This window comes from Olleya sediminilitoris (genome assembly GCF_016785945.1).
In the GTDB taxonomy this organism is placed as follows: Bacteria; Bacteroidota; Bacteroidia; order Flavobacteriales; family Flavobacteriaceae; genus Olleya; species Olleya sediminilitoris.
The window spans coordinates 182,202-206,658 of the sequence record NZ_JAEMEF010000002.1; the positions used below are offsets into that span (position 1 = coordinate 182,202).

25 protein-coding genes are annotated in these 24,457 nt (G+C 30.8%); 18 read left to right on the plus strand and 7 right to left on the minus strand.

What is annotated here, in order from left to right:
- The first annotated feature begins 17 nt into the window (after window positions 1-17).
- On the plus strand, window positions 18-1,040 hold the full coding sequence (porQ, locus tag JAO71_RS03205; RefSeq protein WP_116822896.1) for a type IX secretion system protein PorQ: 1,023 nt from the start codon (window positions 18-20) through the stop codon (window positions 1,038-1,040).
- 9 nt (window positions 1,041-1,049) lie between these two features.
- Here porQ and JAO71_RS03210 read toward each other — a convergent pair whose 3' ends face one another.
- On the minus strand, window positions 1,050-1,616 hold the full coding sequence (locus tag JAO71_RS03210) for a GNAT family N-acetyltransferase (RefSeq protein ID WP_116822895.1): 567 nt from the start codon (window positions 1,614-1,616) through the stop codon (window positions 1,050-1,052).
- 44 nt (window positions 1,617-1,660) lie between these two features.
- On the opposite strand from JAO71_RS03210, the gene JAO71_RS03215 reads away from it, so the two are divergent.
- From JAO71_RS03215 to JAO71_RS03235, 5 genes are all read left to right on the plus strand, one after another.
- A complete protein-coding gene (locus JAO71_RS03215; RefSeq protein WP_028290896.1) occupies window positions 1,661-2,086 on the plus strand; it encodes a PaaI family thioesterase in 426 nt (141 codons plus the stop codon).
- A 3-nt stretch (window positions 2,087-2,089) separates the two neighbouring features.
- Window positions 2,090-3,205 (plus strand): chorismate-binding protein, encoded by a 1,116-nt coding sequence (locus tag JAO71_RS03220; protein WP_202998789.1) that lies wholly within the window; start codon window positions 2,090-2,092, stop codon window positions 3,203-3,205.
- Window positions 3,206-3,247: 42 nt separating this feature from the next.
- A complete protein-coding gene (menD, locus tag JAO71_RS03225; protein ID WP_116822893.1) occupies window positions 3,248-4,999 on the plus strand; it encodes a 2-succinyl-5-enolpyruvyl-6-hydroxy-3-cyclohexene-1-carboxylate synthase in 1,752 nt (583 codons plus the stop codon).
- A 124-nt stretch (window positions 5,000-5,123) separates the two neighbouring features.
- Entirely contained in the window at window positions 5,124-5,465 is a 342-nt protein-coding gene (locus tag JAO71_RS03230; RefSeq protein WP_028290893.1) for a DUF2853 family protein, read from the plus strand.
- A 68-nt stretch (window positions 5,466-5,533) separates the two neighbouring features.
- Complete coding sequence (locus JAO71_RS03235; RefSeq protein ID WP_202998791.1) at window positions 5,534-6,373, plus strand: CvfB family protein; 840 nt, start codon at window positions 5,534-5,536, stop codon at window positions 6,371-6,373.
- Here JAO71_RS03235 and JAO71_RS03240 read toward each other — a convergent pair.
- The 3 genes from JAO71_RS03240 to JAO71_RS03250 form a co-directional block, all read right to left on the minus strand.
- Window positions 6,357-6,794: a hypothetical protein gene (locus JAO71_RS03240; RefSeq protein WP_116822891.1), complete on the minus strand. Its 438-nt coding sequence runs from the start codon at window positions 6,792-6,794 to the stop codon at window positions 6,357-6,359. The two genes, JAO71_RS03235 and JAO71_RS03240, sit on opposite strands and share 17 nt — an antisense overlap.
- 129 nt (window positions 6,795-6,923) lie before the next feature.
- The gene (locus JAO71_RS03245) at window positions 6,924-7,391 is read right to left on the minus strand and encodes a hypothetical protein (protein ID WP_116822890.1); all 468 of its coding nucleotides are present in this window, start codon (window positions 7,389-7,391) and stop codon (window positions 6,924-6,926) included.
- A gap of 216 nt (window positions 7,392-7,607) precedes the next feature.
- Window positions 7,608-8,018 carry a hypothetical protein gene (locus JAO71_RS03250; RefSeq protein ID WP_054851159.1) on the minus strand — a complete coding sequence of 137 codons (411 nt, stop codon included), beginning with the start codon at window positions 8,016-8,018 and terminating at the stop codon, window positions 7,608-7,610.
- A gap of 272 nt (window positions 8,019-8,290) precedes the next feature.
- Between JAO71_RS03250 and JAO71_RS03255 the strand changes: the two genes are divergently transcribed.
- From JAO71_RS03255 to JAO71_RS03285, 7 genes are all read left to right on the plus strand, one after another.
- Complete coding sequence (locus JAO71_RS03255) at window positions 8,291-9,130, plus strand: 1,4-dihydroxy-2-naphthoyl-CoA synthase (RefSeq protein WP_028290889.1); 840 nt, start codon at window positions 8,291-8,293, stop codon at window positions 9,128-9,130.
- Between the two features lie 3 nt (window positions 9,131-9,133).
- Complete coding sequence (menA, locus tag JAO71_RS03260; protein WP_202998807.1) at window positions 9,134-10,036, plus strand: 1,4-dihydroxy-2-naphthoate octaprenyltransferase; 903 nt, start codon at window positions 9,134-9,136, stop codon at window positions 10,034-10,036.
- Between the two features lie 14 nt (window positions 10,037-10,050).
- Entirely contained in the window at window positions 10,051-10,728 is a 678-nt protein-coding gene (locus JAO71_RS03265) for a metal-dependent hydrolase (protein ID WP_202998809.1), read from the plus strand.
- Between the two features lie 15 nt (window positions 10,729-10,743).
- The gene (locus JAO71_RS03270; RefSeq protein WP_202998818.1) at window positions 10,744-11,778 is read left to right on the plus strand and encodes an o-succinylbenzoate synthase; all 1,035 of its coding nucleotides are present in this window, start codon (window positions 10,744-10,746) and stop codon (window positions 11,776-11,778) included.
- Between the two features lie 3 nt (window positions 11,779-11,781).
- Entirely contained in the window at window positions 11,782-12,738 is a 957-nt protein-coding gene (locus tag JAO71_RS03275) for a CPBP family intramembrane glutamic endopeptidase (protein ID WP_028290885.1), read from the plus strand.
- A gap of 3 nt (window positions 12,739-12,741) precedes the next feature.
- Window positions 12,742-13,800 carry an AMP-binding protein gene (locus JAO71_RS03280; RefSeq protein WP_202998820.1) on the plus strand — a complete coding sequence of 353 codons (1,059 nt, stop codon included), beginning with the start codon at window positions 12,742-12,744 and terminating at the stop codon, window positions 13,798-13,800.
- A 91-nt stretch (window positions 13,801-13,891) separates the two neighbouring features.
- Entirely contained in the window at window positions 13,892-15,994 is a 2,103-nt protein-coding gene (locus JAO71_RS03285) for a VWA domain-containing protein (protein ID WP_202998822.1), read from the plus strand.
- Between the two features lie 78 nt (window positions 15,995-16,072).
- On the opposite strand, the gene JAO71_RS03290 is transcribed toward JAO71_RS03285, so the two are convergent.
- Both JAO71_RS03290 and JAO71_RS03295 read right to left on the minus strand, forming a co-directional pair.
- On the minus strand, window positions 16,073-18,061 hold the full coding sequence (locus tag JAO71_RS03290) for a DUF3352 domain-containing protein (RefSeq protein ID WP_202998824.1): 1,989 nt from the start codon (window positions 18,059-18,061) through the stop codon (window positions 16,073-16,075).
- 5 nt (window positions 18,062-18,066) lie between these two features.
- Window positions 18,067-19,695, minus strand: a complete 1,629-nt coding sequence (locus JAO71_RS03295; RefSeq protein ID WP_202998826.1) for an acyl-CoA carboxylase subunit beta — start codon at window positions 19,693-19,695, stop codon at window positions 18,067-18,069.
- 153 nt (window positions 19,696-19,848) lie between these two features.
- Here JAO71_RS03295 and JAO71_RS03300 point away from each other — a divergent pair, with 153 nt between their 5' ends.
- From JAO71_RS03300 to ettA, 5 genes are all read left to right on the plus strand, one after another.
- Complete coding sequence (locus JAO71_RS03300) at window positions 19,849-20,382, plus strand: NADPH-dependent FMN reductase (RefSeq protein WP_202998828.1); 534 nt, start codon at window positions 19,849-19,851, stop codon at window positions 20,380-20,382.
- Between the two features lie 7 nt (window positions 20,383-20,389).
- Window positions 20,390-20,830 carry a MarR family winged helix-turn-helix transcriptional regulator gene (locus tag JAO71_RS03305; RefSeq protein WP_202998830.1) on the plus strand — a complete coding sequence of 147 codons (441 nt, stop codon included), beginning with the start codon at window positions 20,390-20,392 and terminating at the stop codon, window positions 20,828-20,830.
- A gap of 1 nt (window position 20,831) precedes the next feature.
- Window positions 20,832-21,548 carry a pirin family protein gene (locus tag JAO71_RS03310; protein WP_116822884.1) on the plus strand — a complete coding sequence of 239 codons (717 nt, stop codon included), beginning with the start codon at window positions 20,832-20,834 and terminating at the stop codon, window positions 21,546-21,548.
- A 97-nt stretch (window positions 21,549-21,645) separates the two neighbouring features.
- Window positions 21,646-21,828: a CAL67264 family membrane protein gene (locus tag JAO71_RS03315; RefSeq protein ID WP_028290877.1), complete on the plus strand. Its 183-nt coding sequence runs from the start codon at window positions 21,646-21,648 to the stop codon at window positions 21,826-21,828.
- 28 nt (window positions 21,829-21,856) lie between these two features.
- Window positions 21,857-23,548 (plus strand): energy-dependent translational throttle protein EttA, encoded by a 1,692-nt coding sequence (gene ettA, locus JAO71_RS03320; protein WP_028290876.1) that lies wholly within the window; start codon window positions 21,857-21,859, stop codon window positions 23,546-23,548.
- A gap of 105 nt (window positions 23,549-23,653) precedes the next feature.
- Here ettA and JAO71_RS03325 read toward each other — a convergent pair whose 3' ends face one another.
- A complete protein-coding gene (locus JAO71_RS03325; protein WP_202998832.1) occupies window positions 23,654-24,436 on the minus strand; it encodes an MBL fold metallo-hydrolase in 783 nt (260 codons plus the stop codon).
- Between the last annotated feature and the right edge of the window lie 21 nt (window positions 24,437-24,457).

Consider the following 24,457-nt stretch of genomic DNA (forward strand, 5'->3'; position numbering starts at 1 on the left):
TATTTACTTTGCATCCTATGTTTAAAAATAAAATTGTCCCACTTTTTATCCTGCTATTTGGCGCATTTGGTTATGCACAATTAGGTGGACAATCAACATATCAATTTTTAAACTTAGTCTCTTCACCAAGACAAGCAGCTTTGGGTGGTAAAGTGCTAACTAACATAGATTATGACGTTACACAAGGTTTGTATAATCCCTCTGCAATTAATCCAGAAATGGATAACCAGTTTGCATTAAATTTTAGCAATTATTTAGGTGGTATTACTTATGGTACAGCAGCTTATGCTTACACTTGGGACAGACGCACGCAAACGTTTCATGCAGGAATGACCTATATTAATTATGGCGATTTTGATGGTTATGACGAAAACGGTATATCAACCGGAACCTTTACAGGTACAGAAGCAGCTTTGTCGTTAGGTTATGCGTTACAAATTGGATATTCAGATTTTTATTTTGGTGCTAATCTTAAGTTTATAACATCAACTTTAGAGCAATATAATTCGTTTGGTATAGCTACGGATTTAGGGTTAATGTATGTTAATCAAGATTTAGAGTTTCAGGCAGCTTTGGTTGTTCGTAATTTAGGGACTCAAATCACAACATATGCTGGTCAAAACGAAAGTTTACCATTGGATATTACATTAGGTTTATCTCAAACGCTAGAGCATGTTCCATTACGTTGGCATTTAACTTTTGAAAACCTTCAGCAATGGCCAATTGCAGAAGCTAATCCAGCTAGGACAACTACAGATTTAGAAGGTAATCAAACTCAAGAAAAAGTAGGCTTTTTAAGTAATGTAATTAGGCACACAATTTTAGGAGCAGAGCTGTTTCCTGATAAAGGTTTTAATATTAGACTAGGTTATAACTTTAGACGTGCTGAAGAATTGCGTATTGTTGATCAGCGTAATTTTTCTGGTTTATCAGCAGGTTTTGCTTTAAAAATAAATAAACTTAGGTTTAGTTACACACATGCAAAATACACAGCAGCAAGTAATGCTAATTTTTTTGGTTTAAATATAGATTTAAAGTAATACTATTAATTACTTAAATCGCTCTAATTTAATAGTATTCCATTCGCTTTTTAAAATACCATAACAACAAGTATTTCGTCTAAAACCATCATTCATTACAGTGTTTTGACGCAACAAACCTTCTAAGGTAGCACCTAACTTTTCTACAGCTTTTCTGGACTTAATATTGCGTTCATCAATTCTAAATTCTACTTTTTCAAAATCTAAAGTTTCAAAAGCATATTGTAGCATTAAAAATTTCATCTGACTATTTAATCCTGTGCCTTGAAAAGTTTTTCCAATCCAAGTCCATCCAATATGTAAAACTTTATTTTTGTGATGTATTAATCCAAAACGCGTACTTCCAGCAAAAGCTTGTTTGTCTTTATCAAATACAATAAATGGTAATGTTATATTCTGTTTAAATCCATCTAAAGCAACTTGCACATACTGTTTTAAAGTTTTTGGTGTGTCTATTTGGTTAGGTGAGTAGTATATTAAGTCCTTTTCACTAGCAATAGTAGTTAAGTGTTTGTAATTGGTTAAATCTAAAGGTATTAATTTAACACGATCATTTTCCAGTGTTATAGCTTTCATTTTGTGTGCTTTGTTTTGTATTTTTACATTAAAATTAAAGATACATGAAGTATACTAAACAACAAGTAATTACTAAAGCAAATCAAGCTAGTAAAAACACATTAATGGAAACATTAGAGATTGAGTTTATTGACTTTGGTGATGACTTTTTAGTATCTAGAATGCCTGTTACGCCTAAAGTGCATCAGCCTGATGGTGTTTTGCATGGAGGTGCAACTGCTGCGTTAGCAGAAAGTGTAGGTAGTTTTGCTGCTATATTATTTTCTGATCAAGAAAAAGTAATGGTCAGAGGTCTAGAAATTACAGCAAACCATTTAAAAAGCGTAAAATCAGGATTTATATATGCTAGAGCGACGTTTATCCATAAAGGACGTACAACGCAGTTGTTGGATATTCGTGTGACTGATGAAGCTGATAACCTTATTTCAGTGTGTAAATTGTCAACCATTTCTTTACCTAAAAAGAAATAATTTATGACAACACTAGATTTTTTTGAACATTTAAATATTCATTTCAATAATGATTTGCCATTTGTAGCTTATCGTAAGCCAAATGATGGCGTTGTAAAGGCAATGCTTCAGGACGACGCTAAGCTTCATTATACCACCAATTTTAAAGCAAGTGGTTTTGTGTTTTCGCCTTTTCAAAATAAAAACGAAAACATTTTATTTCCTTTAGAAAATTGCAAAACATTAAAAACTAGTTTTAAAATAGAGGATAAGACAATTACATCTAATTCAGCGTTTTCAGTTTCTGAAACATCAAAACAAAAACATTTAGATTTAGTCGAAAAGGCTATAGCCGAAATAAATACAAACACGTTTAAAAAAGTGGTGGTTTCTAGAGTAGAAGCACAAGATTTTTCTAAAACCGAAACATTAAGTTTACTTCAAAAACTATTAAATACTTACACCACAGCTATGGTGTATTGTTGGTATCATCCTAAAGTAGGATTGTGGTTAGGTGCAACTCCAGAAACCTTGTTAAAGGTAGAAGGTAACCGTTTTTTAACCATGTCCTTAGCTGGTACACAACCTTATATTGATACAGAAGAAGTCATTTGGCAAGCTAAAGAAAAAGAAGAGCAACAATTGGTCACTAACTTTATTGTGGATAGTTTACAAGATAATGTAAATACTTTAAATGTTGGTCAAACCGAAACTATAAAAGCTGGTAAATTATTGCATTTACGTACTAAAATTTCAGGATTACTGGATCCAGAAAAAGGACTAGTATCTGTAATTAAACAATTGCATCCAACACCTGCAGTTTGTGGTTTGCCCAAACAAAACGCGCAGCAATTTATTATAAATAACGAAGGTTATAATCGTGAGTTTTACACAGGTTTTTTAGGCGAAATCAATCTAAAACAATCTAAAACAAGAAATACAAACCGCAGAAATGTTGAAAACAACGCTTATGCAACCGTAAAAAGCGTGTCACATGTGTTTGTTAACTTAAGATGTCTTCAAATAAAAGACAATCAAGCTTTAATTTATGTTGGAGGTGGTATTACTAAAGATTCAATTCCTGAAAACGAGTGGGACGAAACCGTTGCCAAATCCAAGACTGTTAAAAACCTCTTATAAACATTTTATTTAGGTTTAGGGTTTCGTATTTTTGTAACACACATGAAACACCCAAAAATACCTTTAGCACAAACCGTTGTTCAGCTTTGTAAAGCCAAGAATATACAACACATAGTCTTGTCACCAGGAAGCAGAAATGCACCTTTAACCATTGGTTTTACACACGATTCTTTTTTTAAATGCTATAGTATTGTTGATGAGCGTTGTGCTGCATTTTTTGCCTTAGGTATTGCCCAACAAATCAAACATCCAGTAGCAGTTGTTTGTACCTCAGGAAGTGCTTTACTTAACTATTATCCGGCAGTTTCAGAAGCTTTTTATAGTAATATTCCATTAGTTGTTTTAAGTGCAGATAGACCAAAATATCTGGTCGGAATTGGTGATGGTCAAACCATACAGCAAGAAGGTGTTTACAATAGCCACATCCAATATCAAGCCAATTTAAAGCAAGATTTAAATCCAGATAATGAAAACGCTTTCGCGGAAGAATTGCCGATAATAAAGAGCATTGAAAATAAAATTGAAAAATATTTAGGGTTGCAACAAAGTGTTCAACACTACAATGAAACCGAAATAAACCAAGCTTTAAATACAGCAATTACCACACAAGGACCAGTTCATGTAAATATTCCGTTTAACGAACCCTTGTATGATAGAGTAGATCAATTATCGGTAAATCCAACAAACGTGATGCCAGTTGTTAATCTTGATGCTAATCAAGATTATAACGCTTTCGCGGAAATTTGGAATGGCTCAAAACAAAAGTTAGTCTTAGTAGGTGTTTTACCTCCAAACAGTGTAGAGCAACATTTTTTAGATGTTTTAGCAGAAGATGAAAGTGTTTTAGTACTTACCGAAACCACGTCTAATTTACATCATGACAAATTTTGTCCAAGTATAGATAAGTTAATAGGAGCCTTGTCTGATAACGAGTTACAAGCCTTGCAACCTGACATTTTACTTACTTTTGGAGGTTTGATTGTATCCAAAAAAATAAAGAAGTTTTTAAGGACTCATAAACCAATACACCATTGGCATGTTGCCGAAAATGGAGCTAATGATACCTTTTTTGTTTTAAATAAAGTGTTTAAGCAAAGTATAAATTCGTTTTTTAAGCATTTTATTCCGTTAACAAAAGCTGTAAAAAGTAATTATAATCCTTATTGGTCTAATCAAATGACTATAAGACGCGAAAAACATGAGCGTTATATGGATTTAATTTCGTTTTCAGATTTTAAAGCTTTTGATTATATATTAAATGGGTTACCAGAAAATATACAATTACAAGTTAGTAATAGTTCGACTATAAGATATGCTCAGCTTTTTGATTTAAACCCTACACTAGAAGTTTTTTGTAATAGAGGTACAAGTGGTATAGATGGTAGTACAAGTACTGCAATTGGTGCAGCTTTAGCTAATCCTAAACCTACAGTTTTTATAACTGGTGATTTAAGCTTTTTTTACGATAGTAATGCTTTATGGAATAACTACATACCTAATAATTTTAGAATAATAGTCATTAATAACGAAGGAGGAGGAATATTTAGGATTTTACCAGGACATAAAAACACAGATAATTTTGACTATTTTTTTGAAACTAAACATCACTTAACAGCAAAACAGTTGTGTGATATGTATGGATTAGTGTACAAAAAAGCAGAAAACAAAACAGATTTGCAGACTGCTTTAAAAACGTTTTATACGCCTTCTAATCAACCTAAACTGTTAGAGGTGTTTACTCCATCCAGAGATAATGATGCTATATTATTAGATTATTTTAAATACGTAAAATAACTTTTACCGATAAAAAATGTAGTTTGTCGTAATTTGTTTTTAAAACCTTGACGTTTAAAAAAAGAAATAAAATTATTGTACCTTTAAATAGCTTAAAAACATTAATCTAAAATTTTTTATTATTATGAGTAAACGTGATGAATTAATCGCAAAATATGCAACTGACTTAAAAGACAAATGTGGTGTGACTCCAGATATGGATTTTTTAACTAAAGTAACTATTGGTTGTGGACCATCAATATACAATAAAGACGCTGCAACTGTTTCTGGATCTGATGATTCTGAATTAGCGACAGTAAAAAACAATTTTTTAATTAAAAAATTAGGTTTAGAAGATAGTGCAGACTTAGATAAAGCTATAGATTCTGTAATGGAAACTTATGGTAGATCAAATAGAAATAAATACAGAGCTGTAGTTTATTATTTACTAGCTAAGCACTTTAAAAAAGAAGCTATTTACAAATAGAATAAAATTTTATATAAAAAAAGCGTTACAGTTCTGTAACGCTTTTTTTATATGCTTACCTTTGCAGTATGATACAGATAGGAGAGTTTAATACACTTGAGATTTTAAGAGACACAGAACCTGGATTGTTTTTAGGTGATGCAGATAATAATGAAGTTTTATTACCAAACAGATACGTACCAAAACATTTTGAAATTGGTGATGATATAGAGGTCTTTATTTATTTAGACAATGAAGAGCGAATGATTGCAACAACTGACGAACCTTATATTGTTAAAGGTGAATTTGCGATGTTGCGTTGTAATGCTGTTTCTAAAATAGGTGCCTTTTTAGATTTTGGTTTAGTAAAAGAATTATTTTGTCCTTTTAAAGAGCAAGCTTTTCCAATGAAAAAAGGAGGTTGGTATCTTGTACATTGTTATTTAGACGAAGTTACAGAGCGTTTAGTAGCTTCTAGTAAAACAAATCGTTTTTTAGATAATAAAGAATTGACTGTAGATCAGTTTGATCAAGTAGATTTAATTGTTTCTCATCCAAGTGATTTAGGTATGAATGTTATTGTTAATAATAAGCATATTGGTCTAATATACAAAGACAATATTTTTCAAGATATTAGTGTAGGAGATCGTTTAAAAGGTATTGTTAAAAAAGTACGTCCAGGAAATAAGTTAGATATTAGCTTAGGTGATATTGGTTACAGAAATATAGAGCCTAATGCAGATAAAATCATGCAAGAGTTAACAGATGGTAATGGTTTTTTAGCTTTAACAGATAAGTCAAATCCTGAAGCAATCAAAGATCAATTGCAGATGAGTAAAAAAACGTTTAAAAAAGCAATTGGTACATTGTATAAGCAAAAGCTTATAGATTTAAAACCAGATGGCATTTACCTTAAGACGCAAGACTAGTTTTGTTGTCAATAGTTGCGTTTCTAGCTTTAGACCAATCAATTGCTTTGTAAAGGTTATCAAATCTTACAATATCTGTTTTAAAAAATAAGCGTTCCATTAAAGCATTAAACCAGCTATTTTCACTTTTTGTTACAACAGCATAACCGTTTAATTGATTATTTGAGTTTCTAAAAAACTTTAACCAATCTGATGGTTTCAAAGAGTAGTTGTTTACACGATTTGAGATGTAACAAACACTTATGTCTGGGCCATAAAAATTATGTGCAGCTTGTATTACTTTTGAGGCTTCATTAAAAGTATAGGTTATTCCTTCATTAATTTCAGAAATAACTATGCCTTCTAAAAAATAAAAATTGCCTTGATTTGTTATGTGTATATCTAATATAGAATCCGCTAGGGTAGAGTCTACTATTTTCATTCGGTAATTGTATTTGATACAAAATTAATAGATTGTAAAGTGTTGTAAAAGAACGGTAAATGTTATTCGATAACAGTTTTAAAAAATCAGTTGAAGAGATGTAAAACGATAAGCTTATGTAATTGAGCTCTATTTTTGTTTGTAGTTAGAGTTAATAGGAATAGGTTGTAATTTTGAAGAACCAATGATTGATTGTTCTAAAAACTGATTAGCAAACTTGTACGCTTTTTTTATTGTCGAAAAGCCTTTATAGGGTATTTTACAGAATTGTTTTTCAATTGAAATATTCATTTTATCAAAATGAGAATAACTAATTATTGCAAACAACTCTAAATTAGGTAATAATTGATTTATTTTGGGGTAGTCTAGGACTTCAATCGAGTAATTGTTTACTCTATTAGAGATGTAAGCAAACTTTTTATTTTTACCATAATAAATATGTATACAGTTTAATAGCTCTTGCGCATTTTCTATAGTTAAATGCTCGCCTTCATTAATTTCAGAAATAATAACATCTTCTAAGATATAAAAAGTTCCGAATTTAGATAAATAGACGTCTTTAACTTGACCTGCTAGTTGACTGTTGATTGTTTTCATAAATATTATAGCGTTTACACAAATTTATATTTAAATATATATTTTAAATAATTGATAGTCTGTGTAATATGAGTTTTCGATTAAGCTACGTTTAGTGTCGATTAAATACAAAATAAGCTATCAAAATAAGGTTAGGGCTTATTAAGATAGCTTATAAGGTTTCTAATTTTGAACTTGGTTAGTATATCAAAGTAATCACGCTATAATTATTTTTAATTAAATTAACACTTTAGGTCTAATATAATTAAAGGCTTCATTTAGACTTTTAAATGTTTTGGACTTTGTATTACCAAAATTGTTTTGTTGAAACTGTTTAGTTTCATTTAAATTAGAATAGTCAACAATACCATAAAAGTGTAAATTTGAAAACAGATTAGTGTACTTGTAACAATCTGAATAATCAATAGTATACACATTAATATTATTAGAAATTAAAGCGAAATTTTGCTGTTTTAGTTCATAAAACATATAAAGTTCCATCAAAATATCTTCAATTGAATCTTTAGTTATGTGTTGACCTTTATTAACTTGTAAAACAGCTACATCTTGAAGCATATATAAATCTCCTAAGCTGTAATTAATTTCTTTTAATACCAAATGGTAAAATGTTGAGTCAATAATATTCATTACTCATAATATTATAAAAATTTAATAGCGAATTAAAACGTAAATATAATAAAATTTATCAAATAGACAAAAAGCATATTTTATAGATAAAGTGTTTTGTTGTGTTTTGTTATTATAGTCTCAATTTACTGTTATTCAATAAGTATCGATGGATTTGTTGTCAATTTATTATATAATTAAAATTTTAAATCATTCTATATATTGAAAGTTAATTATTGTTAGTTAAAAACTAATAATTCCGTATTTTTATACTTTAAAAATTAGATAATAATATGAGTGAAATAAAATGGCAAAAAGCCAAGGATTATGAAGATATAACCTATTCTAAATGCAATGGTGTAGCACGTATAGCATTTAACAGACCAAATGTTAGAAATGCATTTAGACCAAAAACTACTAAAGAGCTATATGACGCATTTTATGATGCAGGTGAGGATACGTCAATTGGTGTTGTTTTATTATCAGCCGAAGGTCCATCTACTAAAGATGGTGTTTATAGTTTTTGTTCAGGAGGAGATCAAAAAGCAAGAGGTCATCAAGGTTATGTAGGAGAGGATGGTTACCACAGACTTAATATACTTGAAGTTCAGCGTTTAATACGTTTTATGCCTAAAGCAGTTATTGCAGTTGTACCTGGTTGGGCTGTTGGTGGAGGACATAGCTTACATGTCGTTTGTGATTTAACATTAGCTAGTAAAGAACACGCTATTTTTAAGCAAACAGATGCAGATGTAACTAGTTTTGATGGTGGATATGGATCTGCTTATCTAGCTAAAATGGTTGGTCAGAAAAAAGCTAGAGAAATTTTCTTTTTAGGAAGAAATTATTCTGCTCAAGAAGCTTATGAAATGGGAATGGTTAATGCTGTTATACCTCATGATGAGCTTGAAAGTACTGCTTATCAATGGGCTCAAGAGATTTTAGAAAAATCGCCAACGTCAATTAAAATGTTGAAATTTGCAATGAATTTAACAGATGATGGTATGGTTGGTCAGCAAGTTTTTGCAGGAGAAGCAACACGTTTAGCCTATATGACAGATGAAGCTAAAGAAGGTAGAGATGCGTTTCTAGAAAAACGTAAACCTAACTTTCCAAAACAATGGATACCATAGTCTATGAATAATACTAAAAAATGGTTGTCAGCAATGCGTTTGCGTACATTACCATTATCAATTTCTGGTATTATTTTAGGATCTTGTTTAGCCAAACTTAATGGTTTTTTTGATATCACAATATTTGTATTTGCAATACTAACAACTTTAAGTTTTCAGATTTTATCAAATCTTGCTAACGATTATGGTGATGGAGTTAAAGGTACAGATAATGACGATAGGATAGGACCAACACGTGCTTTACAATCTGGAGCAATTACACAAAAACAAATGTATAATGCCATAAGGTTTAATGTAATAGTTAGTATTATTTTGACCATTATACTAATATATGTGTCTTTTGGCGCAGACAGTGTTTTATTAGGAATACTATTTTTAATAATTGCTGGTTTTTCTATCTATGCAGCTATAAAATATACTGTTGGAGACAACGCTTATGGATATAAAGGGAAAGGAGATATTTTTGTATTCGTGTTTTTTGGTTTAATTAGTGTGATAGGTTCATATATGTTGTATGCTAAACACGTAGATGTAATAACATTGCTACCAGCCATTAGTATTGGCTTATTAAGTACAGCAGTGCTTAATTTAAATAATATGCGTGATATTGTGTCTGATAAAACCTCTAATAAAATTACATTAGCGGTTAAGTTAGGCGCTGTTAAGGCAAAACAATATCATTATGTTTTGATAATTACAGCTATTATTTTAACTGTTGTATTTGGACTTATTTATTATAAAACACCATTTAATTTAATCTATTTTATTGCTTATTTACCTTTATTATTACATTTAAAAAAGGTAAACGCTGTTACAAATCTTAAAGATTTTGACCCAGAATTAAAAAAATTAGCACTAACCACAGTTTTGTTAAGTATTTTAATAGGTATAGGACAATTATTATAAAACCCATTTTTAAAATGAAAATCACTTTTTACGGTCATGCAAGTTTAGGAATTCAAATAGAGGATACACATCTTTTGGTAGATCCATACATAACAGCTAATCCAAAAGCCAGTCATATAGATATTAACACAATAAAAGCAGATTACATTTTACTAACACATGCACATCAAGACCATATTTTAGATGTTGAGGCTATTGCAAAACAAACAAATGCTGTGATTGTATCTAATTTTGAAATTGTTGCACATTTTCAAAATTTAGGATTTGAAGGTCATCCTATGAATTTTGGTGGAACTTGGGATTTTGATTTTGGTAGCTTAAAATATGTTAATGCTGTACATACATCTTCTTTTCCTGATGGAAGTTATGGTGGACAACCTGGTGGATTTGTTTTAGAAGGCGAACATAAAAATATTTATATAGCTGGTGATACTGCTTTGACTTTTGATATGAAATTAATACCTATGCAAACCAAATTAGATTTGGCTATTTTACCAATAGGAGACAATTTTACAATGGGAATTGATGATGCTATTCTTGCTAGTGATTTTGTAAATTGTGATAAAGTTTTAGGATATCATTTTGATACATTTGGTTACATCGAAATTGATCATGAAGTGGCTAAACGTAAGTTTTTTGATAAAAATAAAGACTTAATGCTTTTAGAAATTGGTGAAAGTATAGATTTATAAAATTTAATTATTTTAATGAAAGCAACTTACCACAAACATATTTTAAACTTCAAAACACCAAGCGGAACGTCAAGAGGCGTTTTAAAAACTAAAGAAACTTGGTTTGTTATAATTGAAAAAGATGGTAAACAAGGTATTGGAGAATGCGGAATTTTAAGAGGTTTAAGTGCAGATGATACACCAGATTACGAAGCGCAATTACATTATACCTGTCAAAATATTAATTTAGGTTTAGAGGTTTTATATACCAAAAACCATGAGTATCCAAGTATTCAAATTGGTCTAGAGATGGCTTTTAATAGCCTAAAAAGTCAAGATCCATTTATTTTATATCCTTCACAGTTTACTAATGGTAAAGCTTCAATAGATATAAACGGTTTGATTTGGATGGGTAATCAAGATTTTATGACAGCTCAAATAAAAGACAAAATTGCGTCTGGATTTAGTTGTATAAAACTTAAAATTGGTGCTATAGATTTTCAAACGGAACTTGATATTTTAAAAGGTATAAGGCAAAATTTCAGCGAAAGCGATATTGAATTACGTGTCGATGCTAATGGTGCTTTTAATCCAAATGAAGCTTTAGAAAAACTGAAGCAACTTTCAGAGTATAACTTACACTCTATAGAGCAGCCTATCAAAGCTGGTCAATTTGAAGCTATGGCTAATTTATGTCAACAAACGCCTTTACCAATAGCTTTAGATGAAGAGTTAATTGGTGTGTTTGATGATAGTAAAAAAGAAACCTTATTGCAAGCTATTAATCCACAATATATAATATTAAAACCTAGTTTTATTGGTGGTTTTAAAGGTAGTGATACTTGGATTAATTTAGCAGAACAACAAAATATTGGTTGGTGGATTACTAGTGCTTTAGAAAGTAATGTTGGCTTAAATGCTATTGCACAATATACATATACTAAACACAGTAAATTACCTCAAGGTTTGGGTACTGGTAGCTTATTTACAAATAATATTAATTCGCCTTTACAGGTTAAAAACGGTACATTGCAGTACATTATTAATACAAATTGGGATTTTAAATTTTAAACTATGGATTTTATAAAACAGGCATTTAAAGTTAAGCACGAATTTTGGCGCTACTTAATTGGGTCTTTAATTATTGCAATATTTGCTTTAATCGGACAAGTGCCTTTTACCATTGCAGCTATTATGAAACATGTTGCTGAAGGTGGTTCTGTTTATGCTGTAGATGAGCAGCGCTTAATGACAATATTAGAGCCAAATTTAAATTTGTTTTTACTATTGTTGTCCTTCGCTTTTGGTTTTTTAGGCTTAATAATTGTTGTTAAATATTTACATAAACAAACCATGTTGTCTGTAACTACAGCTAGATTAAAGGTAGACTGGAAGCGTGTTATGTTTGCGTTTTTGTTTTGGGGTTTAATAAGTTCTGGAATGATTATTATTGATTACTTTGCTTCGCCAGAAAATTATGTATGGAATTTCGAGCTAGAACGTTTTTTAATTTTATTGGTAATAGCTATACTTTTAATACCAATTCAAACCAGTTTAGAAGAATATATTTTTAGAGGTTATCTAATGCAGGGATTTGGTTTATTAGCAAAAAACAGATGGTTTCCGTTATTAATGACGTCAGTTATTTTTGGAGGAATGCACGTCTTTAATCCTGAGGTTGCAAAACTAGGTTATGGTGTTATGGTCTATTATATTGGTACAGGATTGTTTTTAGGTATTTTAACTTTAATGGACGAAGGTATGGAGTTGGCTTTAGGGTTTCATGCAGCTAATAATTTATTTGGAGCTTTATTGTTAACTAGTGATTGGACTGTTTTACAAACTCACTCTGTTTTAAAAGATGTTGCAGAGCCTGGAGCAGGATTTGGAGACATTATTATACCTGTTTTTGTGGTATTTCCTATTTTGTTATTCATTTTTGCTAAGGTTTATAAATGGACTAATTGGAAAGATAAATTATTTGGAAAAATTGAAGAACCAGTAGAAAACGACTACACAATTTTAGATTAAGTTATGACACCTACCTTTAATAAAATTCATAATAGGTTTAAGCTAAACGGAAACTACTTTTCTTTTGATAGCTTAAAAGAAGTTGCTTATAGTTATATTAAGGAAGGTGAAACTTTTGAACAAGAAATTGGTGTATTTTTATTAGATTGGTTAGATGATAACGAGTTTTTATCAGTCAATACTTCAGGATCAACAGGTCAACCTAAAAGCATTACATTAAGTAAGCAAGCTATGGTTAATTCGGCTATTGCTACAGGAGATTATTTTAATTTAAAACCAGGAAACACAGCATTATTATGCTTGCCAGCAAGTTATATTGCAGGAAAAATGATGTTAGTTCGCGCTTTAATTTTAGGCTTAGAAATAGACAACGTACAGCCAACAACAACACCTAAAATTAATCAGAATAAGCATTATGATTTTTGTGCAATGATTCCTGCGCAAGCAGAAAAATCTTCAGATCAATTAGATGCTATTAAAACGCTAATTGTTGGAGGAGCTCAAGTATCTAAAGCATTAAAACAACAATTTTCAGGATTAAAAACTCAGGTTTTTGAGACCTACGGAATGACCGAAACTATTACGCATATTGCTGTTAAGCAAATAAATAATACCACAACTAATATTTTCACCACGCTTCCAGGTATTGCAATTAGCCAAAACAAAAAAGAGTGTTTAGTTATTGATGCTCCACAATTAACAGCTAATCAAATTATTACTAATGACGTTGTAAAATTGTACAGTAACACTACATTTGAATGGTTAGGTCGCATAGATAATGTTATAAATTCAGGAGGAGTAAAGCTGTTTCCAGAGCAAATAGAAGCAAAACTTCAGTCTAAAATTAAAGGTCGTTTTTTTATAACAGCTCAAAAAGATGATACTTTTGGAGAAGTCCCAGTTTTGGTACTAGAAGCAAAAGATAACCAAGTTAATCCAAACACTTTTACAGATTTATCAAACATACAAACGCCTAAAGTTATATTAGCTATTAACGCTTTCGCGGAAACTTCCTCAGGTAAAGTTAATAGGCTAAAAACAATGCAGTTGCTTAAAAAGTAAAGTTCCCTAACCCAAAATGATACTTCACTCATTATTGGTTTTAAAATTCTAAGGATGGTTATAGGTTTGTTTTAAACAAAAAACAACCATTATGAAAACAGGATTAAACTTACTAGTTGCATTATTTATGATGATGCAAGTACAAGCACAACAAAAAACAATTTCAGGAACAATAAGTGATGAAAACGGTTCACCACTTCCATCAGCCAACGTGATTATAAAAGGTAGCACTATTGGAGTAAATTCTAATTTTGATGGGTATTATAGCTTACAAGTAAATGTTGGAGACGTACTAGTCTTCAGTTATGTTGGTTATTCAAGTCAAGATATTACTGTAGGATCATCAAATACAATCAATGTGACATTGCAACCAGACAATAGTTTGGATGAAGTAGTGGTTACAGCTTATGCAATTAGAAAGCAAAAAAAGACTTTTAGTAACAGCGTTAGTAAGATTAGTGCAGAATCTTTGTCAGTGACTAAGAGTTATTCTAATCAATTAGCAGGACGAGTGTCTGGTGTTAAAATAGCAGATTCAAAAACCAAATCAAATAACAATTCTAATATAGTTATTAGAGGTTATACTTCTGTGTCAGGTAATAATACACCTTTATATGTGGTAGATGGTAAAATAGTTTCAAAGTCAAAAGTAGATCAAATTAAATCTAAAAAAGTTGAAGAAATACAAGTTGTAAAAAAGTATGCTGGACAAGCATTATATGGTAGTCAAGGTGCTAATGGCGTAATTTTAATAAAGACTAAACGTAGTAATTATCAGTTTCCTAATATTAATAAAATTGAAAATGAATCTTACACTAAAATACATGAAAATAAATTTAAGTTAGCCAATGCAAACCCATTGTCAACATTCTCAATAGACGTAGATAAAGCAGGATACAGTAACATTAGACGTATGCTTAATAATGGACAAGCAATACCTTCTAACGCTGTAAAAATTGAAGAGATGGTTAATTATTTTAATTATGATTATCCACAACCTAATGACAAGCATCCTTTTTCAATAAATACTGAAGTGGTTAATACACCATGGAATAAACAAACACAATTGGTTAGAATTGGTTTACAAGGTAAAACTTATGAAAACAAAGAGTTGCCAGCAGCTAACCTTACGTTTTTGATAGATGTGTCAGGCTCAATGAATAACCAAAACAAATTACCATTATTAAAAAATGCTTTTAAGTTATTAGTCAATCAATTAAGAGATAAAGATAAAGTTGCTATAGTTGTTTATGCAGGAGCAGCAGGAGTAGTTTTAAAACCAACCTCAGGAAAAAATAAAGAAAAAATTATTGAGGCACTAAATAATTTAAGTGCTGGAGGATCAACAGCAGGAGGAGAAGGTATAGAGTTGGCTTATAAATTAGCACAAGAGAATTTTTCTAAAAAAGGAAATAATAGAGTGATTCTAGCAACTGATGGTGATTTTAATGTTGGTGCATCAACTAATGATGCAATGGAAAAATTGATTGTACAAAAAAGAGAATCTGGTGTGTTTTTATCTGTATTAGGTTTTGGCTACGGAAACTATAAAGATGATAAGCTAGAAATATTAGCAGATAAAGGAAACGGTAACCATGCCTACATAGATACAATGCAGGAAGCACGACGTATTTTTGAAACAGAATTTGGTGGTACTTTGTTTACAATAGCTAAAGATGTTAAAATTCAAGTTGAATTTAACCCTAATCTTGTTCAGGCTTATCGATTAATTGGTTATGAAAACAGATTATTGGCTAACGAAGACTTTGTTAATGATGCAATTGATGCTGGAGAATTAGGTGCTGGTCATACTGTTACAGCTTTATATGAAGTGATACCTGTTGGAGTAGAAAGTCATTATATTAAAGATCAAATTGATTTAAAATATACAAACACAACTGAAGTAAATACTAATTATAAAGATGAATTATTTACTGTGAAATTTAGATATAAAAAACCAGATCAAGATACAAGTATAGAAATGGTGCATATGCAAAAAAACGAAACAAGTATTGCTAGCCCAGACATGAACTTTGCAAGTGCTGTAGCATTATTTGGTATGCAATTGCGACACTCTCAGTTTTATAATGACTCAACTATTAAAGACGTCATAGCTTTAGCTGAAAAGGGTAGAGGGAACGATCAATCTGGTTACAGAGCTGAGTTTATTAGATTGGTTAAAGCGTTTAAGTAGTAGGTTTAGTGGTTGTTTATTATTTAAACTTAAAAAGGAATGCTAAACGCATTCCTTTTTTTTTGTTTAAAATAGATATTAAAAACGTTTTTTAAAGACTATATTTTCTTTTAAGTCGTAAACACGCCAAGTACCCGATTGTTTATCTTTTTTGTATTTTCCAGATATTTTTAGAGCTCCATTAGGATAAAACTCTTGATATTTTCCATGTTTTAAGCCATCTTTAAGTTCTACAATAAATTTAGTTTTACCATTATTGTGTTTCTTTACAAATTGATTAGCTGTTAAATCTGTTGGATAAATTTCATTAATATTAAATACAGTATTTTTATCAATGGTATCGCTATTTACTTCTGGGTTTGTATTGTTTTTAGCTGTAGTTATTACACTATCATTAAAAATGTATTTTGCTTTTACATCTTCTGGTGCTTCATAATCAATTACTATTTTGCTTTCAAAAAAGTTTTTTTCGGGTGTTAATTGTACACCAATTAAAGGAAAGCATATAAAATAATCCTTGTTAGATTTTAATTGTTTTTTGGTAGCATAATCAACAAAATTATATGCATTATTATAAACACTTGGTGTGTTTATGTAAGCAAATATACTAGAGCGTCTATCAAAATTATCACTAAAATCATCAAATGCATCAAAAGTATCAAGAGTTTGTTTGTTGGAGTAAGAGTTAATTATGCTTTTAAGTGTATTTGGCTCGTTACTAAATACTACATAATCTTCAATAATTGTAAAATAAGGTTTTTCAATTTCAGAAAATAAATTACCTAATAGTATTTTAAAAAAGCCTTTAATGGATAAAAAATTGATATCGTATCCTTTATAATTAATAGTTTTAAATTTTACAGGTGAACGTTTCCTGATTTGTTCTAAAATAAAATCTAGGTTTTCTTTAGCATCATCAACATCGTTTGTTTTTAAAACCAAAGCAACATCTTTAGAAGATTCTGAGACATTAGAATGTAATTGAAGTAAAGCAATCTCATCATCAATCCAACTCATAAAATGCTCTTTAAGATTTATTTTTAGAAAGTTTTCAATCTGTTCTGTACCATCTAAATAACGTTTAAATTGCTCAGGACTTTGTTTTTGAATGCTCTCAAAGTTTTCATAAAACTCTTCAAAACTGCTAAACCCAAAGCTTAAGTAAAGTGCAGTTTCTTTTGGAGCCACTTTAACTATTGTGCGTTTACCTTTTCCAGATTTTTGAAGCGCTTTCAAGTATGATGATGCTTGATCGTTAGTGTTGGTTATACCATTGGCTATTATGGTATTATCATCTAAATCAAAACTAAAACCACTAAACTCTAAACTTTTGCTTAAAGTTTCGGTGGTGTAACCAGGTTTATTTGAGAATACTTTTATGTATTCATCCAAATAGTCGTACTGAAAATACAACCTAAACATATCGTCATGTCCAACTTGTTTTTTAACTTCAATAAAATTTAAATTTCGTCCTATTTCAGGTTCAGCATATTGATCTATAGAGGCTTCCACAAGCGTATGGACGTAAGACACAATCATTTGATTTTTTATAAAACTAATGTAAAGTGTCTCTCTGCTTTTAGTATCATAAACTTCAGTGATTTCATGTTCATGATATTTACGTTTACTGACTTTGTAACTGCTATTTATTAAGCTGTTAAGGTTGTTTTTTACTAGGTTTAGTTTAGCTATTTTTTGTAAGTCTACGACATATAAAAAACTGTATTTTTTTGGCGCATAAACATGAGCAGAGATTAAAACCTCACGATTACCAATACGGTTAAAAATACCTTGTTTTTGTTTAAAAATTGTGTCTAGCTTGTTTAAGTTTTTTGCTAGAGTATTAAAGTAACTGTTAGTGTTTAAATGTTTCCAGATATCACTTTTACTTACAGCGTCCCAATTGTCAACAGGTTCTTGACTTTCTATTATATAAACAGCATCTTTAGGAACTAAATATATTGACTGTATGTTGTCATTATTATCAAAATAAAACACATATAATTGATACAAACCATAACCTACAATTAGGGTAAGTAAAATCGAAATTATTGTACGTTTTTTCATGCTAACTATACCTGTAAAACTCCCATGTTAAACTGCTTTTCAATAGGAGCATGGTTTGCTGCCTCAATACCCATACTTATCCAAGTTCTAGTATCTAAAGGATCAATAACTGCATCTGTCCAAATTCTAGCTGCTGCATAATATGGTGACACTTGATTGTCATATCTGGCTTTAATTTTGTTAAATAATTCGTCTTCTTTTTCTTTTGTAATGGTTTCACCTTTCTTTTTAAGTGAAGCGGTTTCAATTTGTAATAACACTTTTGCAGCACTATTACCACTCATAACTGCTAATTCAGCACTTGGCCAAGCAGCAATAAGTCTTGGATCGTATGCTTTACCACACATTGCATAATTTCCTGCGCCATAACTGTTACCTAATACAATAGTAAATTTAGGCACCACACTATTACTAACTGCGTTTACCATTTTGGCACCATCTTTTATAATTCCTGAATGCTCACTTTTGCTACCAACCATAAACCCAGTAACATCTTGAAGGAATACTAAGGGGATTTTTTTCTGGTTACAATTAGCTATAAATCTAGTCGATTTATCTGCACTGTCATTATAAATAACACCTCCAAATTGCATTTCGCCTTTTTTAGTTTTAACTAAAGTACGTTGGTTAGCTATAATTCCCACAGCCCAACCATCTATTCTGGCATATGCTGTAATTATAGATTTTCCGTAGTCTTCTTTATATTCATCAAACTCAGAGTTATCAACTAATCGTTTGATAATTTCTTTCATATCATATTGATCAGCTCTAGATCTAGGTAAAATTCCGTAGATATCCTCAGGGTTTTCTTTAGGTTTTTTTGGTTCGTTTCGGTTAAAACCAGCTTTATCATAATCGCCAATTTTATCAACGATACGTTTAATTTTGTCTAAGGCATCTTTATCGTCAGTAGCTTTGTAATCTGTTACACCACTAATTTCACAGTGTGTTGTTGCTCCTCCTAAAGTTTCGTTATCTATACTTTCTCCAATTGCAGCTTTTACAAGATAGCTTCCTGCAAGAAAAATACTTGCTGTTTTATCTACAATAATAGCTTCATCACTCATAATAGGTAAATAGGCTCCACCAGCAACACAGCTTCCCATTATTGCAGAGATTTGTGTTATTCCCATACTACTCATAACCGCATTGTTTCTAAAAATACGACCAAAATGTTCTTTGTCTGGAAAAATTTCGTCTTGCATAGGTAAGTAGACTCCAGCAGAATCTACTAAGTAGATAATTGGTAATTTATTTTCAATTGCAATTTCTTGTGCACGTAAGTTTTTCTTTCCTGTTATAGGAAACCAAGCTCCTGCCTTTACAGTAGCATCATTAGCAACAACAATACATTGTTTACCTTGTATATAACCCATTTTTACTACCACACCACCTGATGGACATCCACCATGTTCAGCATACATGTCTTCCCCTGCAAAAGCACCTATCTCAATGCTTTTCTTTTTAGAATCTAAAAGGTAGTTAACACGCTCTCTGGCAGTCATTTTACCTTTTGCATGGTGCTTTTTTATACGTTTTTCTCCACCTCCTAATTTAACTTTGACTAATTTATTTTTAAGGTCAGAGACTAGTAATTTATTATGATCTTCGTTTTTATTGAAGTTGATATCCATAGATTATAATTTGTTACGAATTTACAAAAACTAAATGCCTTTTAAAACAGGTTTTTTTATTTAGGTTAATAATTTCTTAAAATAGAAGTCATTGTAAATAGTTTCCTTGGAATATATTATTATTTGTTTTATTTTTGAAATAAAATAACAATTATGACTAAAAAAATTATTGCTTTTGCAGGAAGTAACAGTAAAACTTCAATAAATAAACAACTTGCAACCTATGCTTCAAGTTTAATTAAAGACGCAGATGTAAATGTTTTAGATTTAAACGACTATAAACTTCCTATGTACGGAGTAGATTTAGAGACCGAAAATGGTTTTCCTGAAGATGCTTTAAAGTTTTACAAGCTTTTAAGTAATGCTGATGGATTAATTATCTCATTGGCCGAGCATAATGGAGCATATACTACAGCTTTCAAAAATTTAATGGATTGGTTGTCGCGTGTAGATGCTAATATGTTTCAGGCAAAACCTATGTTATTAATGAGTACTTCTCCAGGAGCAAGAGCTGGTCAGTCTGTGTTTGAAATTGCTGAAGATAGATTTCCTAGGCATAATGCCAATATTGTAGCTAAGTTTAGTTTACCATCTTTTAACGATAATTTTAAAGATGAAAAAGTGATTAATCCAGAACTTAATAATCGTTTAAAGGAAGAAGTTGAGACTTTAGTTAAACACCTGTAATTATATAATGGGAAACTTTGCAGAAGACATAAAGTCTAAATTTGAAAACAACAAAGTAAAGGCGTTGCTTAATGTATTATATACAGCTAATCACATTACTAGTTTGCAAAACGATTTTTTTAAACCTTTTGGTCTTTCACCACAACAATATAATATACTAAGGATTTTAAGAGGAGCGAGAAAACCTATAAAAGTTCAGACTATTAAAGAGCGTATGGTAGAACGTGCTCCAAACTTAACACGTTTAACCGATAAAATGTGTGATAAAAATTTAATCAAACGTATTGCTTATCCTGAAGATAGACGTGTGGTTTTAATTGAAATTACTGAACATGGTTTAGATTTATTAAATAAAATTCAACCAAATAATCCATTACATAATTTGTTAGATAACTTAACCGAAGATGAAGCAGGACAGTTAAGTGATTTATTAGATAAAATGAGATAATATGAAAACCGTTTTACATAAAGCCTCAGACAGAGGATTCGCTAACCATGGATGGTTACAAGCCAATCACAGTTTTAGTTTTGCTAATTTTTTTGATGCCGAAAAAATACAATTTGGAGCATTACGTGTATTGAATGATGATGTTATAGCACCAAGTATGGGTTTTAGTACACATCCTCATGATAATATGGAAATTATAACTATCCCGTTAAAAGGTACTTTAAAGCATAAAGACTCCATGGGAAACCAGTGGGAAACAATTAAAGCAGGAGAAGTACAAGTGATGAGTGCTGGAAGTGGTTTATTACATTCTGAAATGAATGCTAATACAGATGAATATCTGAGTTTGTTTCAAATATGGATCATTCCAAATAAAAGAAATGTAGAACCTAGATATGATCAACAGTTTTTTAAAGCTGAAGATAGGCAAGGTCAATTACAAACCCTAGTAACCTCAATAGACACTAATGACCAAGGTTTAAAAATTCATCAAGACGCTAAGCTATCTAGGATAGATTTAAATCAAGAACAAAAATTTACTTATAACACTAAAACGCTTAAACATGGTACATATGTTATGGTTATTTCTGGCGAGGTTGAAATTAATGAGAAAACTTTAAAAACAAGAGATGCTATTGGTGTTTCAAATACAAAAAGTTTTAATGTAATAACAAATTTAAACAGTCAGTTACTATTTATAGAAGTACCTATGTCTTAGTATTGTGCAACCCATAAATTAAAAAAGCATCCTATTTAGGATGCTTTTTGTGTTAAATAATCGATATTTGTAATTCACATTTTACTAAAAACAGATTATGGCAATGAATAAAAATACTGTGTTAGCTTGGGCTACCACAATAATGATAATAGTAGGATTAGCATTAATAGCACTTGGTGCTTTTAGATATGATGATGTAGCAGGTTGGGGTTTTGCAGCAGTAGGCGTAGGTTTTTTTGCTATAGCATGGGTTTTTTATGCATTAAAAGGACGCGTTTAATTAATATTTAAATTAAAACATTTAAAAAATGTCAGACGATAAAAAAGTAATTTTCTCAATGTCTGGTTTGACCAAGACATTTCAAAGTGCACAAACACCTGTACTTAAAAACATTTATTTAAGCTTTTTTTATGGAGCTAAAATCGGAATCTTAGGTCTTAACGGTTCTGGTAAATCTACCTTATTAAAAATAATTGCAGGAGTAGATAAAAATTATCAAGGTGATGTAGTGTTTTCTCCTGGATATTCTGTTGGATACTTAGAGCAAGAACCACAATTAGACGATGATAAAACAGTAATGGAAGTAGTCCGTGAAGGTGCTGCAGAAACCGTTGCTATTTTAGATGAATATAATAAGATTAACGATCAATTTGGTTTAGAAGAAGTCTACAGCGATGCAGACAAGATGGAAAAACTAATGAACCGTCAAGCAGAATTACAGGATCAAATTGATGCTTCTGGTGCTTGGGAGTTAGATACCAAATTAGAAATTGCTATGGATGCATTACGTACTCCAGATGGTGATAAAAAAATTGGTGTACTTTCTGGAGGAGAAAGACGTCGTGTAGCTTTATGTAGATTACTTTTACAAGAACCAGATGTATTATTGTTAGATGAGCCAACCAACCACTTGGATGCAGAATCTGTACATTGGTTAGAGCATCATTTAGCACAATATAAAGGAACTGTAATAGCAGTGACTCACGATAGATACTTTTTGGATAATGTAGCTGGATGGATTTTAGAGTTAGATAGAGGTGAAGGTATACCTTGGAAGGGTAATTATTCTTCTTGGTTAGACCAAAAATCTAAGCGTATGGCTCAAGAAAGTAAAACAGCGTCTAAGCGTCAAAAAACATTAGAGCGAGAGCTAGAATGGGTTAAACAAGGTGCAAAAGGTCGTCAAACAAAGCAAAAAGCACGTTTGAAAAATTATGACAAATTAATGAGTCAAGACCAAAAGCAATTAGACGAAAAATTAGAAATTTATATACCTAATGGTCCACGTTTAGGTACTAATGTAATTGAAGCGGTTGGAGTAAGTAAAGCGTTTGATGATAAGTTACTTTATGAAGACTTAAACTTTAATTTGCCTCAAGCAGGTATTGTTGGTGTTATTGGACCTAATGGTGCAGGTAAGACAACAATCTTCAGAATGATCATGGGAGAAGAAACTCCTGATAAAGGTGAGTTTAAAACTGGTGAGACCGCAAAAGTGTCTTACGTTGATCAAGCTCACTCTAATATTGATCCAGAAAAATCTATTTGGCAAAATTTTAGTGATGAGCAAGAGTTGGTTTTAATGGGAGGAAAAGAAGTTAATTCAAGAGCTTACCTAAGTCGTTTTAACTTTTCAGGAAGCGAACAAAACAAAAAAGTAAAGTTATTATCTGGTGGAGAGCGTAACCGATTACATTTAGCAATGACGCTAAAAGAAGAAGGAAACGTTTTATTATTAGATGAGCCTACCAATGATTTAGATGTTAATACATTACGTGCTCTAGAAGAAGGTTTAGAAAACTTTGCTGGTTGTGCAGTAGTAATTAGTCACGACAGATGGTTTTTAGATAGAATTTGTACACACATCTTAGCATTTGAAGGCGACTCTCAAGTCTATTTCTTTGAAGGAGGATTTAGTGAGTACGAAGAAAATAAGAAGAAACGTTTGGGTGGAGACTTAATGCCAAAGCGTATTAAATATAAAAAGCTAGTAAGATAAGTTTACTAGTTTATATAAATAAAAAAGCCTGCAATTTGCAGGCTTTTTTATTTATATATGGTAATCAATCTGATTTATAATTTTATTGAAATCATTTTATATTCACTATTTCTCAGGATACCAATCTAACTGCACCACTTCAATATCAGGATTCGCTTCATTTACTATAGTTTTAAATTTGTCTACATCACTTAGTCCTTCAGTACCTCTGTAATGATAAGGATAGACTTGTTTAGGTTTAAAATCTAATACAGCACTTGCAGCACTGTCAACAGTCATGGTGTAAGGTAAATTCATACATACAAAAGCTTTGTCTATACTAGTCAGTTGTCTCATTTCTGGTATATCTTCAGTATCACCAGAGATGTAAATACGTTCTTTATTAATCGTTAATATATAACCATTACCACGACCTTTAGAGTGAAATTTTAAAGCTTCTTCACGTAAATTATACATAGGTATAGCTTGTATGGTAACACTGTTAATCATGGTTACATCATCATTAGCTAAAACACTGTAATTTGGTTTAAAATCTTCAGTAAATTTATCAACAACAGCTTGAGGTGCAACAACCATAGCATTGCTTAAATCTAAAGCTTTTAAAGTTTCTAGATTTAAATGGTCACCATGTATATCTGTAATTAATACTAAAGTTGGTGATTTTTGTCCTTCAAAAGCAGCTTTTCCACCTGTTGGATCCACATAAATTGTTTCTTTACCATAGTTTAAAACCATAGTAGCATGGCTTATAGGTGTGATTTTTAAAGTATTTTCAACAGGAATTTCAGTTTTAGTTTCAGTTAATTCAGCAACATTAGTTTTTGTTTCTTTTTTACAACTAATTAATATTAAGGTTGTTGCTATTAAGGTTAGCGTGATTTTTTTCATTTTAAAAGTTTTGTTTTAAAG